The following is a 24,122-nucleotide window of genomic DNA, read 5'->3' as shown; positions in this document are numbered from 1 at the left end:
TCTTCGGGGGAAACCCCGTTGTCCTCAAAAAATTTAAGCATTTTCAAAAGTGTTATGGAGTGAGAGGTTGACATTTGACTGTACCCCAATGGTGCATATTTGCACCATAAATTCGCATGTTTAAATAAAAATTTCTTGAAACTGACTATCCCCGAGGCAAGACAGAGGCGTAAGCACCATTTCGGCTGCGCTTCAACAATCTGGTGTTCTCTTTACGCTTACCGTTGCCGGTATTGATTTAGGTAACAACATTTCCCAAGGTGATGCTTTAGCTGTAATACTGGTAGGAACAGATTTTGACGAAGTAAACAGCGGACTCACCATTACAAATCCTGTTTCAAATCCGCTCGCCCTACAATTTGCTGGTAATTATGGTCTATTTCAATCAGGTAGTGGGAATTTTGAGGATTTCGATTTTGATGCAAGTACAGGATTTATGAGGATAACAGCAATTGATAAAGAAAACCAAATCGTTTCTGGCGAGTTTGAATACAACGTTACTGAAAGAAATACAGGACAAGTCTTTCAAATAAGGCAAGGTGTTTTTACTGACATCCGGTATGAACTACAGTAATAATTTGCACTTTTAATAAGCTTGGTTAAGCATTTACATTGCAAATTAACTATTTTTAAACCTCGAAACACATTGGCGATATGAAGAACAAAATAATAACAATACTGTTGGTTTGTTTTAGTCTTACTGGATACACTCAGAGCTGCGATGCTGTTTCTGAATGGTTTGATGTTTTTAAAAAAGAATACCCGGAATTGAAGACTGTTAGATACTTGCCAAGAACAGCAATCGAACATTTTGCGGTGAATTTGTATTCTGATGCGCATTACGTGCCTATGAAAGGAAAATCCCTCATTTCTGTTTCCCAAAAATCGAGAACGCAGGATTTTCAAAAAATTCAGACCTGCTTTTACAAAGGTGGCTATGCGAATGACCCCCATAAAAACTGGGTGTTTCAAAACATTGTTTATAATTATCAACTCAATTTTGACAAGGCATTTACCACGAAAATATCGAATGTAAATGCATTGCGAAACGAGTTGAACGCTTCTGTTGCAAAATTAAAAAAAGGAAGTCTTACCCCAAATGAAGTTCAGAAGCTACAAATGCGGTTGAATTCTGATTTTGCATTACTGTTGCCCTCGGAAGTCCAACGAGCAAAAGAACTATTTACTGATGCAGAACTGGAAACAAAGCTTTCAGCAATCATCGCCCTGCCTAACGATAAAGAGGCTCTTAAAAAACTCACCAAATTTCAAAATGACTATCAGCATCTTTTCAACAAGACTTCAACAACTAAAAAACAAGAATTACAGACCCAAATCAATAACAAGGCAGCTGCTATCTTAAAAATTTTGATGCCTGCCGAAGCTGCCAAAATTCAACAATTAGCACCTACGCTTGATGGTATCAACCAACTGAACACACTATTAAGAGAGTTTAAGTTCGACTATCAAGGGTTCGATAACTATAAAGATGTTCAACAAATTTTGCAAGCCTTTAGAACCAAAAAAACTGAAATCGTAAAAGCCAATCTGCCGTCGGTGACTGCTGAAATATCCAATGCCAAAGATAATATGGCACTCGCAAGTCTCCAATTTCTTTATCTTTCAGATGTATTAGAAGAAAGCAACACCTACCGTGAATTGACTGCTAAGTTTAAGGCAAGAGAAGTAGCAATAGCAGAAGAACAAAAGCGTGCTGTAGAACTAGCAAAACGCAAAGATAATGAAGACCGGATCCGTTTTTTAAATGAAAATGGAAATGCCGAAGGCAGTATGGTCTTCAATACAAAGGGGTTGAATTATGCCGAGTTTTTTGATTACGTATATCGTGGACACTTTGAGAACATTGAAATGAAACCAGAAAGCTCTGAATTTTTTATGATTTTTAGTGCCTATTTAAATCTTTTTGGAAGTAAATGTTCAGCACTATTACCACCTGATAAGGTTGAAATAATGACGGAAAGATGCTCGCGAGAACGCGTGACCACTAATGGCTGGGGTGTTGAAACCAGTCGTATCTGTATAGAATGGGAAACCGTGGGCACAGGTATTTTTGCCAGACCAGAGCTATATGCTACCAAGATGAAACTACAAAATGCTCAAAATACCGATGCGCTACGAACGGTCATTGATATGTACACAAACCCCAATGCTATGGGAAATTCGGTTGACCAAATACACCAGGCCAAGGCTTTAAGAAGCGATATGGGCGCTTTTTTTAGATTGAATGTATGTTCAAACCCGTCCATACGCCATTTTGAAAAAAATTTAAGAGCCTTTGCATTGGGTCAAAAACCGTTGCGTTTAAAAGGTATGAGCCCATACGAGGAATTACGAATCAATGGTGGTCCAAGCGGCGAGCAGAATTTCACAAAACTTATAGATGATATTTTAATAAACCAATCCAAAACCTGGGGCTTTAACCAATACGTAAACAGATCAATTACAAACGTGAGGGATTTCAAAGATGCAGATGGCAAAATAATAGCATTAAAAGCCAATTACAAATTTAAAGGATTAATGGGAACGGACACAGGTGCCGTAACCGTAAGATTCAAAAAAGGTCTGCCTGATTGTATTGTTTTTTATGACTTTCCGGATAACTGTAAAAAACCTAAAGCCGCTTTACTATCCGCTTATGCCAATGGCGCATATTCTAAATAAAATAGTCGTATTAACTATTTCATTTATTGATATATAGTAAAATATATTAAAAAAAACAATCTCTTTTTGTTTACCAAGATTGCAAGAAAATAACACAATTTCTCCTATCGATGCAAAACTGGCTAAACATAACATCGATATATCCAATCAAATTGCAGAATAAACAGGCATAAATCAACGCTAATCTTAAGTGCGTGTTTCAAAACAATTGATCAGAGACGCCTATAATCTCAAACGAGTAAAAAAAACCAAAAAGGCAGTAATAAACGTCTAACAATTTCAACTCAGCAAGCTATAACTCACTCTAATTTCCCCACAATCCAACCACTTTAGCCAAGCACTGCCAATGGTTTTAAAATCATTGTCCAACAAAGCTACTTCCATCCACTCACCTTTTATTTTTTGAGGTCGAAGATAAGTGTATTTACCCTGATATTCAGAGGCGTGGTCAAAGGGTGTTGCTTTTAGAGTTTGGCTAGCGTCAATCAGTTCAACACTGTTTACACTTAACAAAAACTCGGGCCAAAAAACCAATTGACCTGCATAACGCGACACCCAAAATGTTTGTCCGGTTTGCGCGTTGACTTCAATTTCTATAAACTCATTGGTTAAGGTCAACGCGCTAAAATACACAAACCCATAATCGGGTTTAAAGTGTTCGGCCATTAACCAAGGTGGCGCGCTTTTTACACTCAGTCCATACAATTCGGGCTTCTTAAAAAAAACCAAACTATCTATAGGCGAATGCTCTTGAACGGATTTACCAAAAGTAACACCACCATAAAAATACAAGGGTGTGTTTTCTTTAATATCTAGTGAAAACATTCCCAATGTCAAAGCTTTTTCAATTGTTATTTCGTTTGTTGTTGTGAGGTTAAATTTTGGTAGAAAAAATCCGGCTTGGCTTACTTCTTTACTACTTGTTTCTGGCAAAACAACTGTTTTTTTAGGAGTTATAATCAGCAAAATCACACTTAAAACAGCTAGTAATAATAAAATGATATTAGCTTTTACTATAGAAATTCCATTGAATTTTATTTTCATAAATATAGACAACAGAGTTCCCACAAAACCTCCAATCAATGCGTAAAATACGGCTATAGCACCAGCCGCCAATCCTTGTCCTACCGTAACGCCATTTACTTTTACCAACCAACCGGCAAGTAAAAATCCTACCATAAAACTCAAAAGATAATAACAAAACAAACCAAAAAAACGTAATACGCTCATCTCAAAATGTTAACGATTTATCATTCAAATTTAAAGCTAAATAATAAGAGAATAACTACCCGTTTGGGTAATATAATCCTAAGGATAAGTGTCTTAGATTTGAATGTTAAATTTCTGAAACACTAACATTATGAAAACAAGCCGACTAAATTTTATATTAACAGCTGCAATTGTTTTATTCTTTGTAAGCATTCCACAAGCAGAAGCACAAATTCTTAATAAGTTAAAGAAAAAAGCCGAAAATGCCGCCACCCGAAAACTGGAGAAAAAAACAGAAGAAGAAACCAACAAAGCGATGGATACCATTTTAGGAAATGGCAAGCAAAATCCTAAAACCGATTCGACAAACTCTGGCAATACTGGAAATGACCAAAATCCATCAAACAACCAAACCCCACAAAACGCCGAAGACCAAGAGGTGGTTGAAATGTATTCAAAAAGCGATTGGGTAGCAGGAGAAAATGTTATTTTGTTTGAAGATTTTTCCAAAGACCCCATAGGCGATTTTCCACAATTGTGGGATGGCAATGCCAGTGCTGAAGTCATAACGCTTTCCAACAACGAAAACCAACGCTGGATGAAACTTTTCAATAAAGGTTTTTTCGAAGCCGATATGCCCGAACTTTGGGGCAAAGACTACACCATAGAATTTGACTTAATTGGCTTTGGAATTTCCGATAACACTTCGCAAGTGGCTCGATTGATGGTTTATCTTACCGATGGCTCGCGACGTTTAAATCCCGGCACCACCAATGCAGTAGCCGAAATTTACGCCCATCAAAAATGGGACAATGGCATAAACTTTAGAAGTATTGAAAATAATTCTGAAAAAGCAAGCAACAGCGTCAAAAACGATTACCGACAAAACATCAAAAAAGGAACTCACATCGCCATATCGGTCAAAGGAAACCGCTATCGCTTTTATATCGATGGCGAAAAAGTAGTCGATTTTCCGCGCGGCGTGCCCAATGGCGAAAAGTTCAAAAAAATAGTGTTTCAAACCTATGGAATGCAAGATGGTAAAGAACATTTTCTTATTTCCAACCTGCGCATCGCAAAAGGATTGCCCGAGCCACGTGCTAAACTTTTTGCCACCGGTAAGTTTGTAACCAACGCCATTCATTTTGATGTAAATTCGGCTACCATAAAACCCGAATCTTATGGCATTCTTCGTGAAATAGCCGAAGCCCTAAAAACCGAACCGGACAAAAACATCCGCATTGTGGGACATACCGATTCCGATGGCACGGAGCAATACAATATAGGACTCTCCAAAGACCGCGCTCTATCGGTAAAAAATGCCTTAGTCAACCAATTTGGTATCGATGCCAATCGTTTGGAAACCGATGGTAAAGGTGAGGCCGAACCGGTTGCTACCAACGATTCAGCCCTTAACAAAGCCAAAAACAGACGCACCGAGTTTATTGTGCAGTAATTTTTATGATGAACAGAAAAGCCGGTTTCTTAGCACTGATTTTGTGTGCCTTACCATTAGCACTTTTTGCGCAAGAAGAAGCATCTTGCGACATTCCCAATGGCGATTTTGAACTTTGGCAAGGCGATACACCCGTTAATTGGGGCAGCACCAACGTTACTCAAAACAATCCGCAAATACCTGCCGATTTTAAAAGTATTTTTAAATCGACCGACAGCCGTAGCGGAACCTATGCCATTCACCTTAAAAATCCTTCTACGGTTGACTATCTAAATAAAAATGCTGAATATGTTAAAGCGATGCAGCAATACCCGCAGTACAAAAAAATGGCCGAGGAAATGATGAAAAAACAATCGATGAGTGCCTCCATTTTTTGGTGTCAGGGCGATTGTAACAATGTGATGGTTGCCAATCCGAAAGCGATTCTCGATAACATACAAATGCCCGTAACAGAAAAGCCCAAAGCAATTTGCGGTTACTACAAAACCAACTTAAAAAACGGCGATAAACTTTGGATCAATTCATTTCTAATAGCAAGCGATGGTACTGGTGGCGGTCCGGTGCCTGATGAAACCAATGCCATCATTACAAAAAACACCAACGAGTGGACAGCTTTTAAAATTCCACTTCACTTACCAGAAGACAAAAAAGCGAGTGCTGCCGGCGTTCAGTTTTATATTGTGGGAAGCGGTTTTCCTAACAAACCACCTTATGGCACTAACGGAATGCAATTGGCAATGACCATTCCCGGCACCGAAAAAAGCGAGGTTTGGCTGGACGATATTTGTTTTTGCGATGCGCCCGAACTGGAAATTTTTAATGCCGAAGCCCTTGACGGAAAAAAAATAAATCCGGCGCTAATGCTAGAAATGGGTGCCCAAACTTTTGTGAACCTCGATAACGACGACCAAGGCGAAACGTTTGACTACGACCCCGAAACCCAAACCTCTAAAACCAATTTAATAAAACCTGATAACGACTTGGTGAAACTGCGCATCAAAGTGCCGTATTCCGGAGAGCCCAATCCGCCGGAAGAAATAGTTTTTGAACAAACCAAAGGTGCTAAAAACGTCTTGCTTTGGAAAGACAACAAAAAAACCGAAGCTTTTGACCCTGCAAAACCCTTGTTTATTCCCACCGATTTTGAAAAAATTGGCAATTTCTGGATTAAGGAAATTTGGGTAGAAGGCATAGAAGCCCATACCGAGCAACGCGGCACCATTTTTAAAATGTACCCGAAAAACGATCCCGAAAATTTTCAGGAAGCTGCTTTGACTATTATTGGTATCGAAAAATTGGAGTGGGAAGGTAGAAACAACAGCATCAATCACGACAATAACCTGGATTATGATGTGAATTTTAGAAATCCATCCGATCCTATTATCGAACCCACAGGGACCATAAAATGCGATTGCGATGTGATTTCCGAAAGCAGCAGTTACTTGCGTCCAACAGGTGTGAGGGTTTTTCCAGGAAAGCGCATAGCTGGCGTTGGCAAAGCAGAAGCTAAAGCCAGAAACAAAGTAAATCTGAATGTTACGCTAAGTGTAAAGCCCATTTATCCCATAAAAGTATATTTTAAAGCTTTTGATGTAGATGACCCTACGCTTGAAACCTCATCTGTAGCCGAGATGGACAATGAAAGCCAAGCCGAAGACAACATCGGGTTTTTGGAAAAAAACGGAGGCAAACTCAAATCAGGTTATTTGGAAGGTCAAGATAAAGACGGTATTTTAAAAGTAGATTTCATTGAAAACACTGAACAAATCACTTTTGAAGTAAGCCTACAACCCGGCGATAATTTTAGAGTGGTGAGTGCTTTTGACAAGGAGTTTTTAAAAACGCTCGAAAACGACGATTCCAAACTGAATGCCAGCCCCAGCGAAGTAAAACGCAACAACGATAAACAACACCTAGTTGACCCGGCGGTATTTGACGCCAATCCTGATGATGCCGAAAAAGCAGAAGTGCGTTTAGCCGAAAACTTTGCCAGTAAAACCCTTACCGTTTGGCGATTTGCGTATGCCGAAGTAGATAAAATGGGACCTATTGGAAAAGATGTGATGTTCAGCAAAATTGTTTCTTATGAGCTTAACAATCCTAAAGTGGGGCAAACCAAGATTTTTATTGAAGATAATATCATCAAAAAACTGGAAGAAGATGGTGTTACCAAACCCACAATGGAAGCAGCATCGGGTCATACAAGCGTGGGCATTAAAGATGCTTTTAAAGAAGGAGCATTTAAAGTGTTGGGACAAACTTTTAAAATATTGGAAAACTCTGCCAACGAAGCCGGATATATTTTTAACGGTGCCGCCGATTATGTGGTGATTGAAGGATTGCTTACCGGAATTGATGGCTACGAAGGCAAAGTATGCGGACTTAAATTTGACGACGAGCAAAAGTGGGGCTTTAAAGCCGGCGTTGCGATGCCGGACCTCAACCCAGATATGTGTGTATTAGAGCGCATTTTTAGACCCACTTATACCATACTCGACTTTGAAACTCTAAAAAAATATAACCCCAGAAAAGAAACCAAGTTTATAAGAAACACCAATGCCGATGATTTTGATGAAATCAAGTCCAATTATTTATTCGACAATATAAATCTGGCCGAAGACCCCGAGTTTTGGTGTTTTTATGTGAACACCTGTTTTGCCGGCGCCACAGCAGAAGACGGTGATCCCGATGATGGCAATATTCCCGGCGCTTGGGAAAATGCCATAACCGGTATAGCCGATGATGAAAAACTGGGTATCAATATTTTTATGGAAGGATTGTTGGAGTTTAACAAACTTGGCTGGACCAACCGCAATAAATATTTATGCACACGTTCTGGTGTGGGCAGTGGTAAAGGCGATGTGATTGCGCACGAATTTGCCCATTTATTTGGTGCCATACACGAAATAGACCAAGCTATAATGAATATTACCGCCAATCATTTTTCAGATTTGACCATTTCGCGCATACGAAAAGGGAAGCATCCTTAGCGGTTATTTTATAGCTTTTTTGGGGTTAAGTTTGTAGTTTAAAATCGAAATGGTTTTATTGGATCGGTGTAGTTTTTTCATTTCGCAAATTTGCAAAATTGACATAGTATGTATTTTTTTTTGTAAAGCATTTGTATATTATAATGATATACAATATTTTTGTTAGTATAAATCATTTAAAAAGAAATGAGCTATGGGAAGCAAAGCGATGAGTTTTAGGTTTGACGAAGACATCATTGAGCTAATCAAAGAAAAAGCCAAAGCCCAAAAAAGAAGCTTAAACAATTATATCGAGATGCTAATGGTTAAGGATGTAGGGTACATTCCTAATGACGAAACCAAAAAAGCACTTAAGGAAGCAAGCGAAGGCATAGGGCTTGAATCTATGGAGGATATAGACGGGTTTTTTGAATCGATTCGCAATGAATTGAATGAAAAATAGGATGTACGAAATCTTGTACACTGGGGCTTTTAAAAAAGACCTTAAACGGATAAGCCGGAGAAACCATCAAAATCTTGATTTGGTCAAAGAGTTTGTTCTACTTTTAAGACAGAAGGGTGTTTTGGGAGTACCTGTTTCGATGAAACCCCACAAACTAAAAGGGAATTATGCTGACAATTGGGAATGCCACATAAAACCGGATTTGCTTGTCATTTGGTTTCAAATAGAGCGTCCAAAGTCTATCCGTTTGGTTAGATTGGGAAGTCATTCGGATCTTTTCAAGTAAAATTTAGGCTTTTTTTGGCATCCGTAAACCCGCGTTAACGATGGAAGCGGCATCCTTTTGGTTGCCCTAAGGCAGCCAAAAGATATAGTGGACAGCGTGTTAAAACGCCCAAAAAACAATTTAAACTATTTTGTTCTTTATTGCTTGAGCAACCACCTCGGCGCGTGAATGAACGTGCATTTTTTCGTAAATATTTTTGATGTGTGCTTTAACGGTATTGACCGAAACAAATAATTCTTCGGCAATTTTACTATTGTTACTGCCGTTACAGAGTTTTTGAAGCACTTGTTTTTCGCGGTCTGATAGTTTGTAAGGATCTTGATTTTGAAAGGAGCCAATTACTTTTCGGGCAATGGAGGGACTCATTGGTGAACCGCCTTCAAAAACGTCTTTGATGCTTTCAAGCAATTTTGATGGGGTGTTGCCTTTAAGCAAATAACCCACAGCACCGTTTTGCAACGATTGAAAAACCAAGTCTGAACTGTCGTTTACGGTGAGCATTAAAATATTGGTTTTTGGAAGCAGTTTATTGAGCTTGGGAAGTGCTTCTACACCGGAAGTTCCGGGTAAATCTATATCTAAAAGAAGCACATCGGGCAGTGGTTTTGGAAAACCATTTAAGGCATCGTCTGCGGTTTTAAAACTGCTTACCACCTTGAATCCCATAGCTTTGTCAATCAATTGTGTGAGTGAAGTTAATATCAACGAGTCGTCTTCAATAATGGAAACATAGATATGTGAATGGGCTTTTTCCATAGTTAAAGATACAGAAACTATTGCATCGATAGATTACCTTTTTGGGTAATCTTTTGCGCTAAAGCTATAAATGTGAAGCGTTCTTTAGTGTAATCGCGACTTCAGTTCCTTTGTTTTTTGCGGATTGTATTTTTAAGTCTGCATTGAGTTGCTTTGCTCTTTCTTTGATATTTTGGAGTCCGTTTTGCCGTTTTAAAGTATTTAACTCAAATCCTTTTCCATCGTCTGAAAGCGAAATGATGGCTTCTTCTTTTTGAGATGCAATTTTGAGATGTATGTTTTTGGGTGCTGCGTGTTTGATGCTGTTGTGCAAGGTTTCTTTAAGAATCAACAACAAATGTCTGCGTTGGTTCATATTTAGTGGAAAGTGGTTTAATTGTTCATCAATGCCTTCACTTTTAAAATGGACTTGCGCATCTTCACAAAATCCCGACGCAAAATCTTCAAAGCGATGCAAGGTTTCAAACAGGGTGTCTTTTCCCGGGTCTAAGGCCCAGATAAAATCGCGCATTCCGGTATTCAGTTCTTGCACGTTTTCTTCAATTTTATTGAGGTAGTTTTTTAGTTGGTCGTTTGTGTCTGCTTCTTGTTTGGCAAGTGCCGTTACGAGACTAATTCGGGTAATTTTATTTCCGGCTTCGTCGTGAAAGTCTTGTGAGCTTCGTTTTCTAAAAGCTTCCCGTTCTTCATTTCTGACACGCTCAATTTCAGCTTTTCGTAAGAGTGCTTGAGTTGCTTTGTTAACGCGGTATTTAATAAAGGCATAGATAGCCGCCAGAAAAAGCAATAAATACGTGAGGTAAGCATACCAACTGCGCCACGGCGGCGGATTTACGTGAACGGTAATGGCTGTGCCGGTTTCATTCCATACGCCACTGTTATTTGCAGCGTTTACACGAAAGGTGTAGGTTCCCGGGTCGAGATTGGTGTAAGTGGTTTGGTTGGTGTTTCCGGCAAAAACCCAGTCTTTATCAAAATCTTCCATTTTGTATTGGTAGCTGTTTTTTTCGGGGCTGATATAACTGAGTGCCGCAAAATGAAAACTTACTACTTTTTGTTTCCACGAAAGTGCGATAGATTCCTTAAAATAAGGTTCTTTATCGAGTACCGGTTTTTTGTTTTTTCCGGCTTGACCCACAACAACCGGCTGATTTAAAATGGACAAGCCGGTAATGCGTACTTCGGGAATATAGGTATTGCCTTTGATGGTTTCGGGGTTAAAAATATTAAAGCCATCGATGCCGCCAAAATACATCAAACCAGAATTGCCTTTGTGATAGCTGTTTTGATTGAATTCATTGCTTTGCAAACCGTGACTAGCGTCATAGATATTGGCAATGCTTTCGGTTTGGGTATCAAATTGTACCAAACCTTGATTGGTGGACATCCAGAGGTTTTGTTGATGGTCTTCAAGAATGCCGTAAATCACTTCATTGGGAAAGCCTTCGGGTCGGCCAAAATTCACAAATAGAGAGTCTGCTACTTGGTTTTGCAACTCCTTTAATTTAGAAAAAAGATTTTTTTGAAGCGGAATGGTTAGTTTACTCAATCCGCCGGTAGTGCCAATCCAGAGTTGGTTGTTGCTGTCTTCTGCCAAGCTTAAAACTAAATCATTTGCTAGACTATTTGTGTTATCAGGATGGTTTTGGAAATAGATAAATGCTTCGTTTTCGCGGTCAAAAAGATTGAGTCCGCCGGTGGGCGTTCCTAGCCAGAGATTTTGAAAACTATCTTCTAAAATAGCAAAAATATAAGGATGGCTTGGACCTTTTCCATCTTTAGAAATCGGATACATTTTCACCCGATTGGTATGTGGGTTATATTGCCAAAGTCCTTCACCTCCGGTACCAACCCATATAAAACCTTGGTGGTCTTCAGTAATAAAATGCACGCGGGCATTGGAAGCGTCTTTATTTTCCGGCGCAATTTTTTTGATATGGAGTTGTGGGTCTATTTGATAAAACCCTCCGGTGCGGGTGCCAATCCAGATGTTTTCTTTGTTGTCTTTGGAGATGTGCAATAAATAATTTGATGTCATTTGGCTTCTTATGGCTGAAATATCAACAAACACATCCTTGTTTTTATCATATAAATTCAGTCCTGAAGTAGAGCCAATCCATAACAGATTGTTTTTTGTTTCGATAATAGAATTGATGTTTTTTACATTGAGCGCGTTGGGTAAGGAGAAGTTTCTAAAATGAATAAAATCCGGTTCTGGAGCTTCAATTTTATCAATACCATTGCGTGTGCCAATCCACACCACACCGTCTTTAGATTGTGTAAGGCTCAAAACGTGATTGTGCACTAGACTCTTTTCGTCTTCTTTATTGTTTTCGTAGTGGAAATGTGAATTGTTTTTTGCATCAATAAACACCAAACCGGAATGCGTGCCAATATAAAATTGATGCTCGTTGACCGGATGAATTTTCCGAAAAGTAACGGAGGAATTTTCAGAAGAAACATTAGAAGAAAGCAACAAAAAACGGTCTGTTTTATTGACCAAATCAATTTCAAGCAAACCGGTATCGCAGCCCACAAAGAGTTTGTTGTTGTGCCATTTGATGTCATAAATATCACCCAAAATGTGTTCCTTTGAAAAAGGACTCTGTGTAAAATAGGAGGCTTTTAAAGTTTGGGTGTTAAACAGCGTGAGTCCTTGATCGGTTCTTAGCCAAAGATTCCCATTTTTGTCTGCGGTAACGATGCCTGTGTAGTTGTCCTGTAAAACGCCTTGTGGCGAAGTGGTGGAAAGAAAAAGCTCTGAAGTTTTTGTTTTTTTATCAAAACGGATAAGGCCTTCGTTGGCACCAATCCAAAGGATACCATTTTCACCTTCTTGAATGGAAAAAATTCGATTGCTGGGAAAGGAGTTTGGTTCATTGGGTTGATAGGAAAAGCGTTCAATAGTACCGGATTTTAGGTCGAGGCTATTGAGACCACCGCCAAAGGTGGCAATCCACAAAAGGCCGTCGGCATCTTCATACAAATCCCAAATATAATTGTTACTAATGCTATTAGGGTTGTTGCGCTCCTGTCTGTACGATTTAAAGCTAGTGCCATCATATTTATTGAGACCATCGTGCGTGCCAAACCACATAAAACCCTTGCTGTCTTGAAGTATAGCAGTAACAGAATTTTGCGACAGCCCATCTTTCACACTCAAATGTGAGAAAACTACATTCGGGCTTTGGGCAATTGCGAAATTGCTTATTATAAATGAAAAGAGAAAGGTGATTAAAATAGTTCTCATTTTCTTAGGATTCCATAGAAAATGTTAAAGTACTATTTTTTTTGTAGCCACTAAAAAACTCCACTTTGTTATTCTTTCCCTAACCATACAATACTATTTTGCAAGATCTTTTTGTAGTCCTCATGGTTATGCGCTCTTTCATCGTGGCCTAAGGTATTGCCCACAATTTTCGCCGTTGAATGCTTCACCACCCAAATCAGTGGAAATTCTTCTCCCGATTTTAAACCTTTACCTACAGCCAAAACCTCGATGTCGGCAGATGGATCTTTTTCCCAGCGGTACAACTCATCTACGATCCGAAATTTGCGTGTAACCCCCTTCATGATGGGGTGATCGGCTTTTAATACCGTTACCTCAAATTCCTGTAAATCTTCATGTGATCGGGAACCACCGCCTACAATTTCTTTGTTGTACACCGGCCAATCTTCCCAATTATACCAATGACTGGCATGGTAAATAAGGGTATGCATTTTGCCTTCCCTTATTCGTGCCAAAAGAAGTGCCCTAGTGTCCACATCTAAGGGTTTGTTATTGCTTAGTAAAAGTATATCGGTTTGCGGTAAAAGTGCACCTAGTTCTTTGGTGTTCTCTGTATACAACACCGTGTTTTTATCGTCTTGATGCAGTACGTTGCCATCCGCAACACCAAAATAGTTTAAGAAGTCGTGCGAGCTTCCTCCTCCCATTACCGTAATTTTTTGAGCATCTTTGTTCTCCGAAATATAAGAACCGGGTGCCGTAACGATAATTACGCCCTGCATTAAGCACCAATGACCCGGAAAGGTGCAGACATAAGGATATATGCCGGGGGTATCGGGCAACTTAAATACAATTGATCCTTTAGCACCCGGCGCTAGCATTGTCGTTGCGCCCAACACGTAACGTGAATTGGGCACATAACCCATTTTTTCGGCATCAGGATTTTTTAAAAACCCATCTACCATGTCACCAAAATCGGCTAAACTATTCGGTTGCAGTACCACAAGGTTATGTGGCATTTGATCTTTATTATGTAAAACAATTTCTATGGTTTGACCGGCAGTGGCGCGCAAAATCTTTTTATCGAATGCCATTTCCTGATCTACCGTATTCAACACAAAAATAGCATCCGTTTTTAGCTTTCCAATCTTCCCGATACCCATATCGATATACTGTTCGCCACCTGTATTAACGCAATGTACCGCGATCACATTCTTTCCCTTTTGAAATAATTCTCCTTTTTCTGCATCTAATTTGATGAATTTGTAAGTACCACTCGCACCGGTTTCAGAAATCAGCAATTGTCCATTTACATACACTTCGTAATCGTCATCATGCGCTATTTTTAATACGGGCTCTGCGATGATTTCATTGAGGTCTATTTCCTGACGCAACCAAATAGCTGATGTAGTCCAAGACGACTTTACGTTATCTCCCAAAACACTGCCAAACATGCCTTCACCCTTTTTCCAAGAGGTATCATTAAACTGAAGTTGCGTCCAATCGTTACCCGGGTTTTCTTCTGTATAGCTCCATGTTGTTCTTTTTTCTTCTGCTGACGGAATAATCATCTGTACCGAAGCGGGATCTACTTCTTCAAAATTCAGCTCTCGGAAATATATTTTAAGCGCTGCATTGAGCCATTTATCTGAAGTAATGGCCTTATTTTGAGCTAATTTATCGATCTCGGCAAATAAATGGGTCGATTCCGGTAGTTCTCCGGCTCTAAGAATGGCGGCCAAAAGTAATTGAGGATCGGAACTTGACAAAAGTCCGGAGGCAGCCAATGCCTCACTACCTTCTCTAGAATTGGGTAATAATGCCAGTGCCGCCCGCTGTACGGCATACGATTTATGGCTTAGGGCATTGGTAACCACTTCCTGATTTTCTGTTAGCGCATTGAGGCCTTGCAGACTCCACAAAGCGTGTAATGCTCCGGCGTTGAGTCCTGTTTTGTCTATCTTATCTCTTGTGGCAAGTTGCACTAAATCGGGTATTAATTCTATTTTTTTCTCTTCTACAATGATGCGTTGCGCTGTGGTTCTCCAAAACAAATTATCACTCTCTAGTGCCGTCAATAATGCCTTGTCATTTTTTCTGTCCAAGGATTTTATCTTTTTATCGCTTTTACCTTTGTAGGTAACAATATAAATTCTTCCGTGCCCATAGTCTCTTAACGTGTTTATATGCGCATTTCCCTCGCCCTTATCGGCATTCCAGATTTGGTTGTCCATTCCTCGTTTATCAGGATTGTGCTGTATTACCGGATTGTACCAATCGGCCACCCATAAATTCCCATCCGGACCTGTTTCTGCAAACACGGGTGCCGTCCAAGCATCGGTACTGGCAAAGATATTTCCACCATCTACTTCTTTATACCCTGCGCCATCTTTTACGATTTTGGCGATGTGTACTAAATGTCCTGTTGGCTCACTTACATACATTTGATTTTGATATGCCTCTGGATAATTTCTTGCAGTATAAAAATTAGCTCCGGATGCGGCTGTATAGCCTCCTCTTACATCTACCTGTTGCAATGGAATGGTATCTACAGGAGAAATTTCATAATGTCCCTGAATAAAATCGGCATTTACCGCCCAGGAAGGTAATTTGTTCAGGTAATCGTAGTGTTTTAACGGAATCCCCACATAACAGCAGTGGTTGTTATTGGCAGTGGAACCGAAAATCTCAAAATGCTCATTAAAACCCATGCCCCAAGTATTGTTGTTAAATTGACCTACCGGTTCAAAATAAGAACCGTCTTTGGAAAATTTAAAAACTCCCATTTTAAAATCGATAGGTTTTCCCTGAAATTGATTTTCAAAACCGGAATAGCCTACTGCACCCCAAATTAAATTGTCTATACCATACCGAAGACTTGAGGGTCCGGCATGAGTATCAAAAGTTCCAAAACCATCAAAAAGCACTGTGCTCTTATCCATTTTATCATCTCCATTGGTATCTTCTAACAACACCATATTTGGTGCTTGTGCTACAATCGCTCCACCTTTTACAAGCGTAATACCCGTAGTTAGACTTTGATCCGTAGCAAAATCCGTAAATTTATCTGCTTTGCCATCGCCATTAGTATCTTCACAAATCGTAATCCGATCTCCGCCTACGTCATTGACTAACCCATGAGGGTAGTCTTTGGACTGTACCACCCATAAACGCCCGCGTTCATCCCAGGTAAAGGCTATAGGGTTAATGATATTGGGCTCCGCAGCAAACAGCTCGGCACTAAAACCCTCAGGCAGTTGAATATGCTTTTGCGAATCCTCAGGACTTAGTGGATTTTGCACTCTTGGATTTTCTCCTGTATAGGTTAACTGGGGCGGTGCTTCCTTTTTGGTAGTGCAGGAAGCCAGTAGCACCATAACACAGCTTAGCGTTGATATATAAACTTGTAATTTTTTCATTCCTTAATCTTTAAATTACCCTATTCGTATCCCGCTTCCGCAAGACTTCTTTTATTTTGATGCTATTTAAATGCGTTGGCGGTATTCCGAATACGGCAAGTTACCACTTACATCAACCGTTCCTGCTTCCCAACCTTGAGGAGGAGACAGAATGGCTAAAAACTCCAGTTCTTCTTCTCCGGCATTATAAGTAGCATGTGCCACATCGGCATCGATATACACAGATTCTCCTTCGTTTAGAAACTGCATTTCATCCTCTATCCATTGTTCTGCCTGTCCTTTTAGCACATACAAAATCTCATTCATTTCAGGATGCACATGAAAGTTATGTCCACCTCCTACAGGTACAACCACTTTTACCATATAGGAATCTGCTTCCTTTAATGTTTCGGGATGGTAGTGCCAGTAATGTACCCGACCACTAGCCTTTTCAAACAGTATATCCCCTTCCTTAACAAATTTCCAATTTTTAGATTTCATAGTTTACAAAGACAATTTAAGCGATGTAAATTCCTTTGTGAGATTGGTAAGCGATTGCTCTACGCCCATTCGCTCTAAGGATGACGCTCCTACAAAACCATGTAGTCCTGTTGTATGCTGCAATACATATTTTACATCTTCCGGGGTATTAATGGGACCTCCATGCGCAAGAAAAAAGGTGTTTGGGTTTGATTTTCTTACGGCATCAACAATCTTCTGTGTCCGTTCTATGGCATCGTGCATGGTAGCCGTTGCACTGGTAACACCTATAGAGCCGCCAACTGTTGTACCCACATGGGCGATGATAGCATCAGCACCGGCATCGGACATTTGTACAGCTTCTTCCGGTTTTCCCACATAAACCACGGAAAACAGATCCATTTTTGTGGCCAAACGCACCATGTCTACTTCTTTTTGAAAGCTCATTCCGGTTTCTTCCAATACCCTTCTAAAATGACCGTCGATTATAGAATGGGTTGGGAAGTTATTTACTCCGGAAAAACCCATATCCTTAACTTTTCCCAAAAAATGCCACATTCTTCTCCGTGGATCGCTTCCATGGACACCGCAAATCACCGGAATTTCTTCCACTACCGGTAAGACTTCAAATTCCCCAATTTCCATGGCTACCGCATTGGCATCGCCATAAGCCATCATTCCTGCTGTAGAGCCGTGACCGGACATTCTAAAACGACCGGAATTGTAGATAATAATCAGATCTGCTCCTCCCTTTTCTATGAATTTGGCACTAATTCCCGTGCCTGCTCCGGCAGCGATAATGGCCCTGTTTTCATTTAAAGTGGCTTGTAATCGATCTCGTACTTCTTGTTTTGTGTAAGGGTTTCCTTTCCCTGTCCATGGATTTGGCATACTATGCTGTTTTAATTAATGATATTATTATGTGTATTGATTTTAACTGAATTAGCCTCTAATGCACTACAGCTAATTTTCAAGTATTTCCAACATCGATTTTACAGCCTCCCTTGCAAAATCGACCGTATTGATATTGGCATTGACCTCCTTTATTTGGATACCGGAATGCACATTTTCCCTGATGGCATTGAATAACTCCCTATCGGTTTCGGGCGCATAAAACACGCCATCTACGGCTCCAATTTTGGAAAGCCCTCCCAAAGGTAATAAAACCGTTACCGGCCCTTCTGAGCGATTGATTCTTTCTGCGATAATTTTCCCCAAAATCCTGTTTTCCTCTTTGTTGGTTCGCATAAGTGTAACGTCCGGCCCCCAACTGTACAAGTGTCTGTTTTTATATTTTTCGGGAACGGTGTCCATGGGGCCAAAATTGACCATATCCAAACATCCCGGAGCAATAACCTGCGGAATGCCCATTGTAGATCCCGCTTTTAAACGATCCGAGCCGGCACTACATATTCCGCCGCACAATTCATCGGCCAGTTCTGTGGTGGTAATGTCCAAAATCGCATCAAAACAACCTTCCATGGTAAGCGATTCCATGGTTATCCCGCCAACACCTACTGAATGGAAGGACAAGACATCATATCCTTTGGATTTTAATTGTTCCGTACAATGATCTACGCACAAGGTGGTGTTGCCAAAGACACTTATGGCAATACTTTTGGCGATACTTTTGGTGTTGTCCAACGTATCTACTTCGGTGCTATTCACCATACCCGTTATGGCTCCTGCCGCTTGCCGTATCATAATCCTGCTGATGCTGTTTAATCCGGCCACATCCACAATTGAAGGCATTAGCGAAATATCTTTGGCCCCGATATGCGAAGAAAGATCTTTAGTTGCTATGGTACTTAGACATAGCTTTGGAATCCCAAGTTTAAGTGCTTTCATGGCAGTCAGCGCCATATAGGTACCGCCACCGCCCCCCATACCAATAATGCCCTGAACTTTGTCTTGAGCCTGAAGTTGTGCAACGATCTTGGCAGCTCCTTTTCCCATAATTTTTATGGCATGGCTTCGGTCTTCCTTTAATCTCAATTCATGAAGTTCCGATCCACCCCTTTGGGCGACCTCCTGCGCTTCATAGTCTACCGGAAAAAGATCCGTAGTTCCCAAAACTCCCATATTAATGGTACTAATATTCGGGTTTAATGCTTTTAATAGCGTATATAGATATTCGAAATCGGCGCCTTTGGTATCAAAACAGCCCAGCATAACAATCGTTTTTTGAAATGGGCTTATAGGTTTTGCTTCTTCTGACATTTTACTCAGTTAACGGTATCTTATTTCCTGTTTTCTATTTTTGAATATGGCACACCAAAGATCTTCATCGCCTTCATAATATTAATCACGCAGTTTTCAATGAGCCGTGGAGCTTGTTTTATGGCTGTTTCCAACGGCATGGGTTGATTTACGATGGAGAATATGGCACTCACTCCCAAATCATAAATCTCATCTATATTTTCACCTACTTTTCCTGTAATTACAATTACCGGTACTTGGTGCCTTTTTGCCATCCTGGCAATACCGGCTATGGTCTTTCCCTGCAAGGTCTGGGCATCTATTTTACCCTCTCCGGTAATAACCAGGTCTGCCCACTGCATCCCCTTTTCTACTTGTAAGGTTTCCAATATAAGATCAATACCGGGCTTTAAAGTACCCTTCATAAAAGCCAATAATGCCGCTCCGGTACCGCCTGCTGCTCCCGATCCGGGAATGTGACGGACTTCTATACCCAATGTTGATTTAAGGACATCGGCATAATGCGTTAAATTCTGATCCAATACAGACAACTGCTTGGGATTTCCTCCTTTTTGTTCGCCATAAACGTAGGATGCCCCGTTTTCTCCTGTTAAGGGGTTAGACACATCGCAGGCAACAACCACTTCACACCTTTTTAGCCTTTGGTCAAAAGCCGTAAGATCTATATGGTGCAGTTCGTTTAAACTTCCGCCACCTTGTCCTATTTCTACTCCTGTTTTATCAAGAAATTTTGCTCCTAGAGCACGTATCATACCCATGCCGCCATCGTTGGTAGCACTCCCACCAATTCCGATAACGAGCTTTGTACACCCCTTGTCTAAGGCATCTCTTATCAATTGCCCGGTACCATAGGTAGTGGTTTGTAGTGGATTTTTTTCAGACTCCTTTAGCAATTCTATCCCGGAAGCTTTGGCCATTTCAATGATGGCCGTCTTTCCGTTGCTAATGATGCCATAATCCGCTTTTATTTTTCGGCAAAGGGGATCTAGCACCTCAACAGCAACACGCTTCCCTTTAGTGTTTGCAAGGATAGCCTCAAGCAAACCCTCACCACCATCCGCAAGTGGGATTTTTTGCAAACCAGCCTCAGGAAGGACACTCCGGATTCCAACAGCGATATGTTCGGCAACTGCTGTAGCAGATAAACACTCTTTAAAGGAATCCGGGGCAATAAGTATGTTCATTTTAGATTTTATTTATTCGATGCCCTTCCCATAATTTTGCGGAATTTGGCATGAATGTACAAAATAAAATGCATTTCAACTTTTGGAATAATACTACACCAACGGTTCCCTACCACAGGTTTTTGAAGTTACTTGAACCCGATGGCCCGAGAGCTAGACATTATGTCCATTGTTCAAAAAAAGGGGTTCGCGTCTGAATTTGAAGTTTTTGAAGAAGAATAGTGCGCTATAGCTAAGTATAATCCGAAACATAAAAGTTTGGACAATTTAAAAACCTTAAAAAAGGATTTCTCCTTTTTTTAATTAAAAACATGAGGTAAACCCTTTTTTAAGACCCTAATTAATAACTACAGTACGTAACCAAATAATGGCATTTGTATTTTTGCTGACTAAACCCCATAGCATGACCTTCAATGCTTACTCCGTGATGATCTTTCGGGTATTTAAATCGTATTTTTGACCTTCTTTTAGCAGAAAAAAGGGCTGATGCACGGCTTGTTTACCTCCGTGTGTTGCAGAATTAGGAGAGGCTGCAACTTCTAATAGCGTATTGTATTCGTAAATAGCCACATACGATTTGCCCAGAACCTCTAAAATATCCTTTTGTACTACGATAGCAGTGGCTTCATCCAAACCGATACCTATGTATTCCGGTGAGATTTTTACAAAATCAATTAAATCAAACTGCCTGTTGCGGCGAAGAAAATGCTGATCGATGACGCTGTACTTTAAAAATCCGAAACCTTGCGTGTGGTCTCCTATAAGAATTTCGGACCCCTTGGTATCTCCACGCCAAAGAAAGGAGCCTTGGATGGTTGCCCCGGCCGAAGTTCCTGCGATGACACCACCACGAGACAATAGGTCATTTATAGCCTGATGTGTTCGGGTGTTTAGATAAGAATCTGCTATTCGCCACTGACGACCTCCAACAATATAAACTCCGGTAGCTTCTAAGAGGGGCTTTACAAAATCTTCACTGTTGGCTTCCTTTAGATCCTTCGTATGTAATAGCACTACATCCGTTATTCCGGTTTCTTGTTTTACCAATGCTATGGGTGCCTCACTCAATGCCAAGGAATCTCCTGCGGCGGCGGTAATAACCACAATTTTAGCTTTTTCCTTACCACCTGCCAATTCGGTAAATTTATCCCAAATGGCGGCTGTTGAACCTCCGCCGCCAATTAAGATAAGGGATCCATTTTCCGGTCCATGCCGGGTATCCCTTTTCGTAACCGTTAAAGGGGTCTGACCAAAACATAGGAAATAGGAAAGAATGAACGGCAGCATCAAAGCATATTTGGTTCTTAGCAGCTTTATGGTCATGATATACATATACTTTTCTTTTATGGTTGCTCTTTCAGATGGCTTGGTCGTAAATCTTCCCATCTATTTATAAATTGTACGGCGGCCTCCACAAAGTTAAGGGTTCCTTTTTCACCTTGTGCAGCACTTGCTTTGGACAGATCGCCCACGCCCCACACTCCAGTAGTGCTCATCTCGGCGGCAGAAGTTCCTTTGCCCGTTTCTTGGGCCTTCAATCCTTCAGCCAATAACACCAGCAGTGCAGTCTGATCACCCTGTAACGATGCCTGTATCATTTTTTGAATGTGTGAGGAATGACGTAGCGTCGCAATCTCAGCATTATCCATAGCAACAAGATTTGGAATCAGAAAGAGTGATGATGCCGTTTCATTTATACCTCCATGCCGATCAAATATTTTATCCCCCTTTTCTGGACTTTCCGTTTTATTAACCGTAGTTTTCCGAAAAGGGCCAATTGCCGCGCCCAATTCTACGGCAATACCAGATGTTTCTTGGTTTATTTTATCCACAAGAAACGTAGATAAAGCCCTGTTCCCCCCATGGGCATTTAAAATCAGGAATCTTTTAAACCCATGGTGCAAAAGTGATTTTACGGCCTCAAAATTAACCGCTACGATCAAATCTGACGGAAGGGTAATGGTACCCGGAAATCCCATATGATAGGGCGATTGTCCGGCCATTAAAACCGGGGCAACCAAAACATTGGCCCTTTGGGCAATTAATTTGGCCCGTTCCACACCATTGAGATAATCCGTTCCTATGGGCAAATGAAGTCCATGCTGCTCCAAGGCACCAATTGGAATAATGACCATATCGGTTTTGGTGAGCAATTCCCTTACTTCGGGTACTGTCATGTGCGGTAAAAAATTTTTAACTTTTTCTTCTTTCCATAAAGGGTTGGTCTGTCCAGCACAATAATTAATTGCCAACAGGAACAATCCTCCAAAAACACTGATTTTAATTTTCATGGTTATTTCTTTTTCCTACTTTATTTGATAATGGGTATATTCTGTCATTTTATAGGAATACTCCCTCTTTAAAATAAATCCTTAATGGCCCGCTCCGCAGCATGGTATCCGCACATTCCGTGAACCCCTCCCCCGGGCGGGGTTGATGATGAGCAAAGATAAAGTCCCTTTTGTGATGTTCTGTAGGGCGAGCTGCGCAGTGCTGGGCGCGTAAACAGCTGACCAATATCAATGACACCTCCATTGATATCGCCGCCTATGTAATTGGGATTGTACACCTGCATCTCCCTAGTGTTCATGGTATGTTTGGCGAGGATCAGATCTTTGAACCCCGGAGCGAAACGTTCTATTTGGTTCTCAATAATCGTCGTTTTATCTTCCTTGGAGCCATTGGGTACGTGGCAATAGGCCCATGCGGTGTGTTTCCCCTTGGGAGCACGGGTAGCATCAAAACGACTTTGTTGCGCAAAAAGCACAAAGGGTTTTTCCACATGGTTGCCTTTTCCAATCTCACGTTCCGAGTGTACAATTTCTTCGAATGTACCTCCTAAATGTATGGTGCCGGCCTTGTTACATACTTCTGCCTTAAAGGGCACAAGACCATCCAACGCCCAATCTATCTTAAAGACGCCCATGCCATAGCGGAAGCGGTTCAACTGCCATTGATATAGAGCCGAAAACGTATGTCCAGCAATTTCTAGGAGCTGTTTAGGGGTAACATCAAAAAGAATTGCTTTGGCAGGGGGCAATTGATCCAGTGATTTTACATAAAAGTTGGTTTCAATCTTTCCGCCGATGGATTCAAAATAAGCGCCCATGGCATTGGCAATGGATTGGGATCCCCCTTTTGGTATAGGCCATCCCCCTAAATGACCAGCTGTTGTTAGTACTAAACCGATACCCGATGTAGCCCAATTGGAAAGGGGTTGCAAGGAATGTGCCGCCATTCCGGCCCACAGGCCCTTGGCTTCCTTGGTTTGAAATTTTTTGGCCAGCCAAGTAGCCGGTTGCATTGCCGAAACACCAAAACGAGCCATATCCATAGGGTTCTTTGGAAATGATAATGGAGCCAAAACATCAGCAGCTATACCATCCCAATAGCCTTTAAGGGGTTGAAAAAGTTGTGTATAATTCTTTGCATCGACACCCAACCCTCTTGCTGTGTTAGCTATTGAACGTTCTAAATGAGCAGCACTACCATCATCAAAAGGATGGGCGCAATCAACTTCCGGCAGAATATATGTCAATCCATGTTCATGCAAAGGAAGCGTAGCTAAATAAGGAGAAGCCAGCGCAGTAGGGTGTATAGCAGAACAGATGTCGTGCTTAAACCCGGGCAAGGTCAATTCGGCAGTGCGCATACCGCCTCCAATAGTATCCTTTCCTTCAACGACCAATACGGATAGACCGTGTTGCTGAAGCCGTATCCCCGCTGCCAACCCATTGGGACCGGCTCCTACTACTATGGCGTCATAAGTTGCATTCTCCATTTCTCTCTA

Annotated in this window: 18 protein-coding genes; 6 read left to right on the top strand and 12 right to left on the bottom strand. The window is 40.9% G+C overall.

The window, feature by feature from the left end:
- On the bottom strand, positions 1 to 74 hold a 74-nt coding region (locus U1E44_RS16830; protein ID WP_416242041.1), incomplete at its 3' end, for a BfmA/BtgA family mobilization protein.
- Positions 75 to 436: 362 nt separating this feature from the next.
- Here U1E44_RS16830 and U1E44_RS02060 point away from each other — a divergent pair.
- Both U1E44_RS02060 and U1E44_RS02055 read left to right on the top strand, forming a co-directional pair.
- A complete protein-coding gene (locus U1E44_RS02060; RefSeq protein WP_322929283.1) occupies positions 437 to 574 on the top strand; it encodes a hypothetical protein in 138 nt (45 codons plus the stop codon).
- Between the two features lie 80 nt (positions 575 to 654).
- Positions 655 to 2,682 carry a hypothetical protein gene (locus tag U1E44_RS02055; protein WP_322929282.1) on the top strand — a complete coding sequence of 676 codons (2,028 nt, stop codon included), beginning with the start codon at positions 655 to 657 and terminating at the stop codon, positions 2,680 to 2,682.
- 279 nt (positions 2,683 to 2,961) lie between these two features.
- Here the strand turns inward: U1E44_RS02055 and U1E44_RS02050 are convergent, their stop codons facing one another.
- On the bottom strand, positions 2,962 to 3,726 hold the full coding sequence (locus tag U1E44_RS02050) for a hypothetical protein (protein WP_322929281.1): 765 nt from the start codon (positions 3,724 to 3,726) through the stop codon (positions 2,962 to 2,964).
- A gap of 316 nt (positions 3,727 to 4,042) precedes the next feature.
- Here U1E44_RS02050 and U1E44_RS02045 point away from each other — a divergent pair, with 316 nt between their 5' ends.
- From U1E44_RS02045 to U1E44_RS16745, 4 genes are all read left to right on the top strand, one after another.
- Positions 4,043 to 5,347, top strand: coding sequence for an OmpA family protein (locus tag U1E44_RS02045; RefSeq protein ID WP_322929280.1), 1,305 nt, complete (start codon positions 4,043 to 4,045; stop codon positions 5,345 to 5,347).
- Positions 5,348 to 5,352: 5 nt separating this feature from the next.
- Entirely contained in the window at positions 5,353 to 8,337 is a 2,985-nt protein-coding gene (locus tag U1E44_RS02040) for a hypothetical protein (RefSeq protein ID WP_322929279.1), read from the top strand.
- A gap of 193 nt (positions 8,338 to 8,530) precedes the next feature.
- Positions 8,531 to 8,779 (top strand): hypothetical protein, encoded by a 249-nt coding sequence (locus U1E44_RS02035; RefSeq protein WP_322929278.1) that lies wholly within the window; start codon positions 8,531 to 8,533, stop codon positions 8,777 to 8,779.
- Positions 8,769 to 9,065 (top strand): type II toxin-antitoxin system YafQ family toxin, encoded by a 297-nt coding sequence (locus U1E44_RS16745; protein ID WP_323673825.1) that lies wholly within the window; start codon positions 8,769 to 8,771, stop codon positions 9,063 to 9,065. The genes U1E44_RS02035 and U1E44_RS16745 overlap by 11 nt, the downstream gene beginning before the upstream one ends.
- 120 nt (positions 9,066 to 9,185) lie before the next feature.
- Here U1E44_RS16745 and U1E44_RS02030 read toward each other — a convergent pair whose 3' ends face one another.
- The 10 genes from U1E44_RS02030 to U1E44_RS01985 all read right to left on the bottom strand — a co-directional run bounded on the left by U1E44_RS02030 (position 9,186) and on the right by U1E44_RS01985 (position 24,113).
- Positions 9,186 to 9,821 carry a response regulator transcription factor gene (locus U1E44_RS02030; protein WP_322929277.1) on the bottom strand — a complete coding sequence of 212 codons (636 nt, stop codon included), beginning with the start codon at positions 9,819 to 9,821 and terminating at the stop codon, positions 9,186 to 9,188.
- A gap of 64 nt (positions 9,822 to 9,885) precedes the next feature.
- The gene (locus tag U1E44_RS02025) at positions 9,886 to 13,071 is read right to left on the bottom strand and encodes a ligand-binding sensor domain-containing protein (protein WP_322929276.1); all 3,186 of its coding nucleotides are present in this window, start codon (positions 13,069 to 13,071) and stop codon (positions 9,886 to 9,888) included.
- 68 nt (positions 13,072 to 13,139) lie between these two features.
- On the bottom strand, positions 13,140 to 16,469 hold the full coding sequence (locus U1E44_RS02020; protein ID WP_322929274.1) for a PVC-type heme-binding CxxCH protein: 3,330 nt from the start codon (positions 16,467 to 16,469) through the stop codon (positions 13,140 to 13,142).
- Between the two features lie 66 nt (positions 16,470 to 16,535).
- On the bottom strand, positions 16,536 to 16,949 hold the full coding sequence (locus U1E44_RS02015) for a cupin domain-containing protein (protein WP_322929272.1): 414 nt from the start codon (positions 16,947 to 16,949) through the stop codon (positions 16,536 to 16,538).
- Between the two features lie 3 nt (positions 16,950 to 16,952).
- The gene (locus U1E44_RS02010; RefSeq protein ID WP_322929271.1) at positions 16,953 to 17,819 is read right to left on the bottom strand and encodes a phosphoenolpyruvate hydrolase family protein; all 867 of its coding nucleotides are present in this window, start codon (positions 17,817 to 17,819) and stop codon (positions 16,953 to 16,955) included.
- A 72-nt stretch (positions 17,820 to 17,891) separates the two neighbouring features.
- Entirely contained in the window at positions 17,892 to 19,148 is a 1,257-nt protein-coding gene (locus tag U1E44_RS02005) for a Tm-1-like ATP-binding domain-containing protein (RefSeq protein ID WP_322929270.1), read from the bottom strand.
- A 20-nt stretch (positions 19,149 to 19,168) separates the two neighbouring features.
- Positions 19,169 to 20,332: a glycerate kinase gene (locus U1E44_RS02000; protein WP_322929268.1), complete on the bottom strand. Its 1,164-nt coding sequence runs from the start codon at positions 20,330 to 20,332 to the stop codon at positions 19,169 to 19,171.
- A gap of 417 nt (positions 20,333 to 20,749) precedes the next feature.
- Entirely contained in the window at positions 20,750 to 21,718 is a 969-nt protein-coding gene (locus U1E44_RS01995) for a cyanophycinase (RefSeq protein ID WP_322929267.1), read from the bottom strand.
- Positions 21,676 to 22,623: a creatininase family protein gene (locus U1E44_RS01990; RefSeq protein WP_322929265.1), complete on the bottom strand. Its 948-nt coding sequence runs from the start codon at positions 22,621 to 22,623 to the stop codon at positions 21,676 to 21,678. The genes U1E44_RS01995 and U1E44_RS01990 overlap by 43 nt, the downstream gene beginning before the upstream one ends.
- A gap of 68 nt (positions 22,624 to 22,691) precedes the next feature.
- Positions 22,692 to 24,113, bottom strand: coding sequence for a phytoene desaturase family protein (locus U1E44_RS01985; protein ID WP_322929263.1), 1,422 nt, complete (start codon positions 24,111 to 24,113; stop codon positions 22,692 to 22,694).
- Positions 24,114 to 24,122: the final 9 nt, after the last annotated feature.

The organism is Aurantibrevibacter litoralis, assembly GCF_034651555.1.
Lineage (GTDB): Bacteria > Bacteroidota > Bacteroidia > Flavobacteriales > Flavobacteriaceae > Aurantibrevibacter > Aurantibrevibacter litoralis.
The sequence above is the reverse complement of the archived record's forward strand: the minus strand, read 5'-3'. Positions and strand labels throughout refer to the sequence as shown.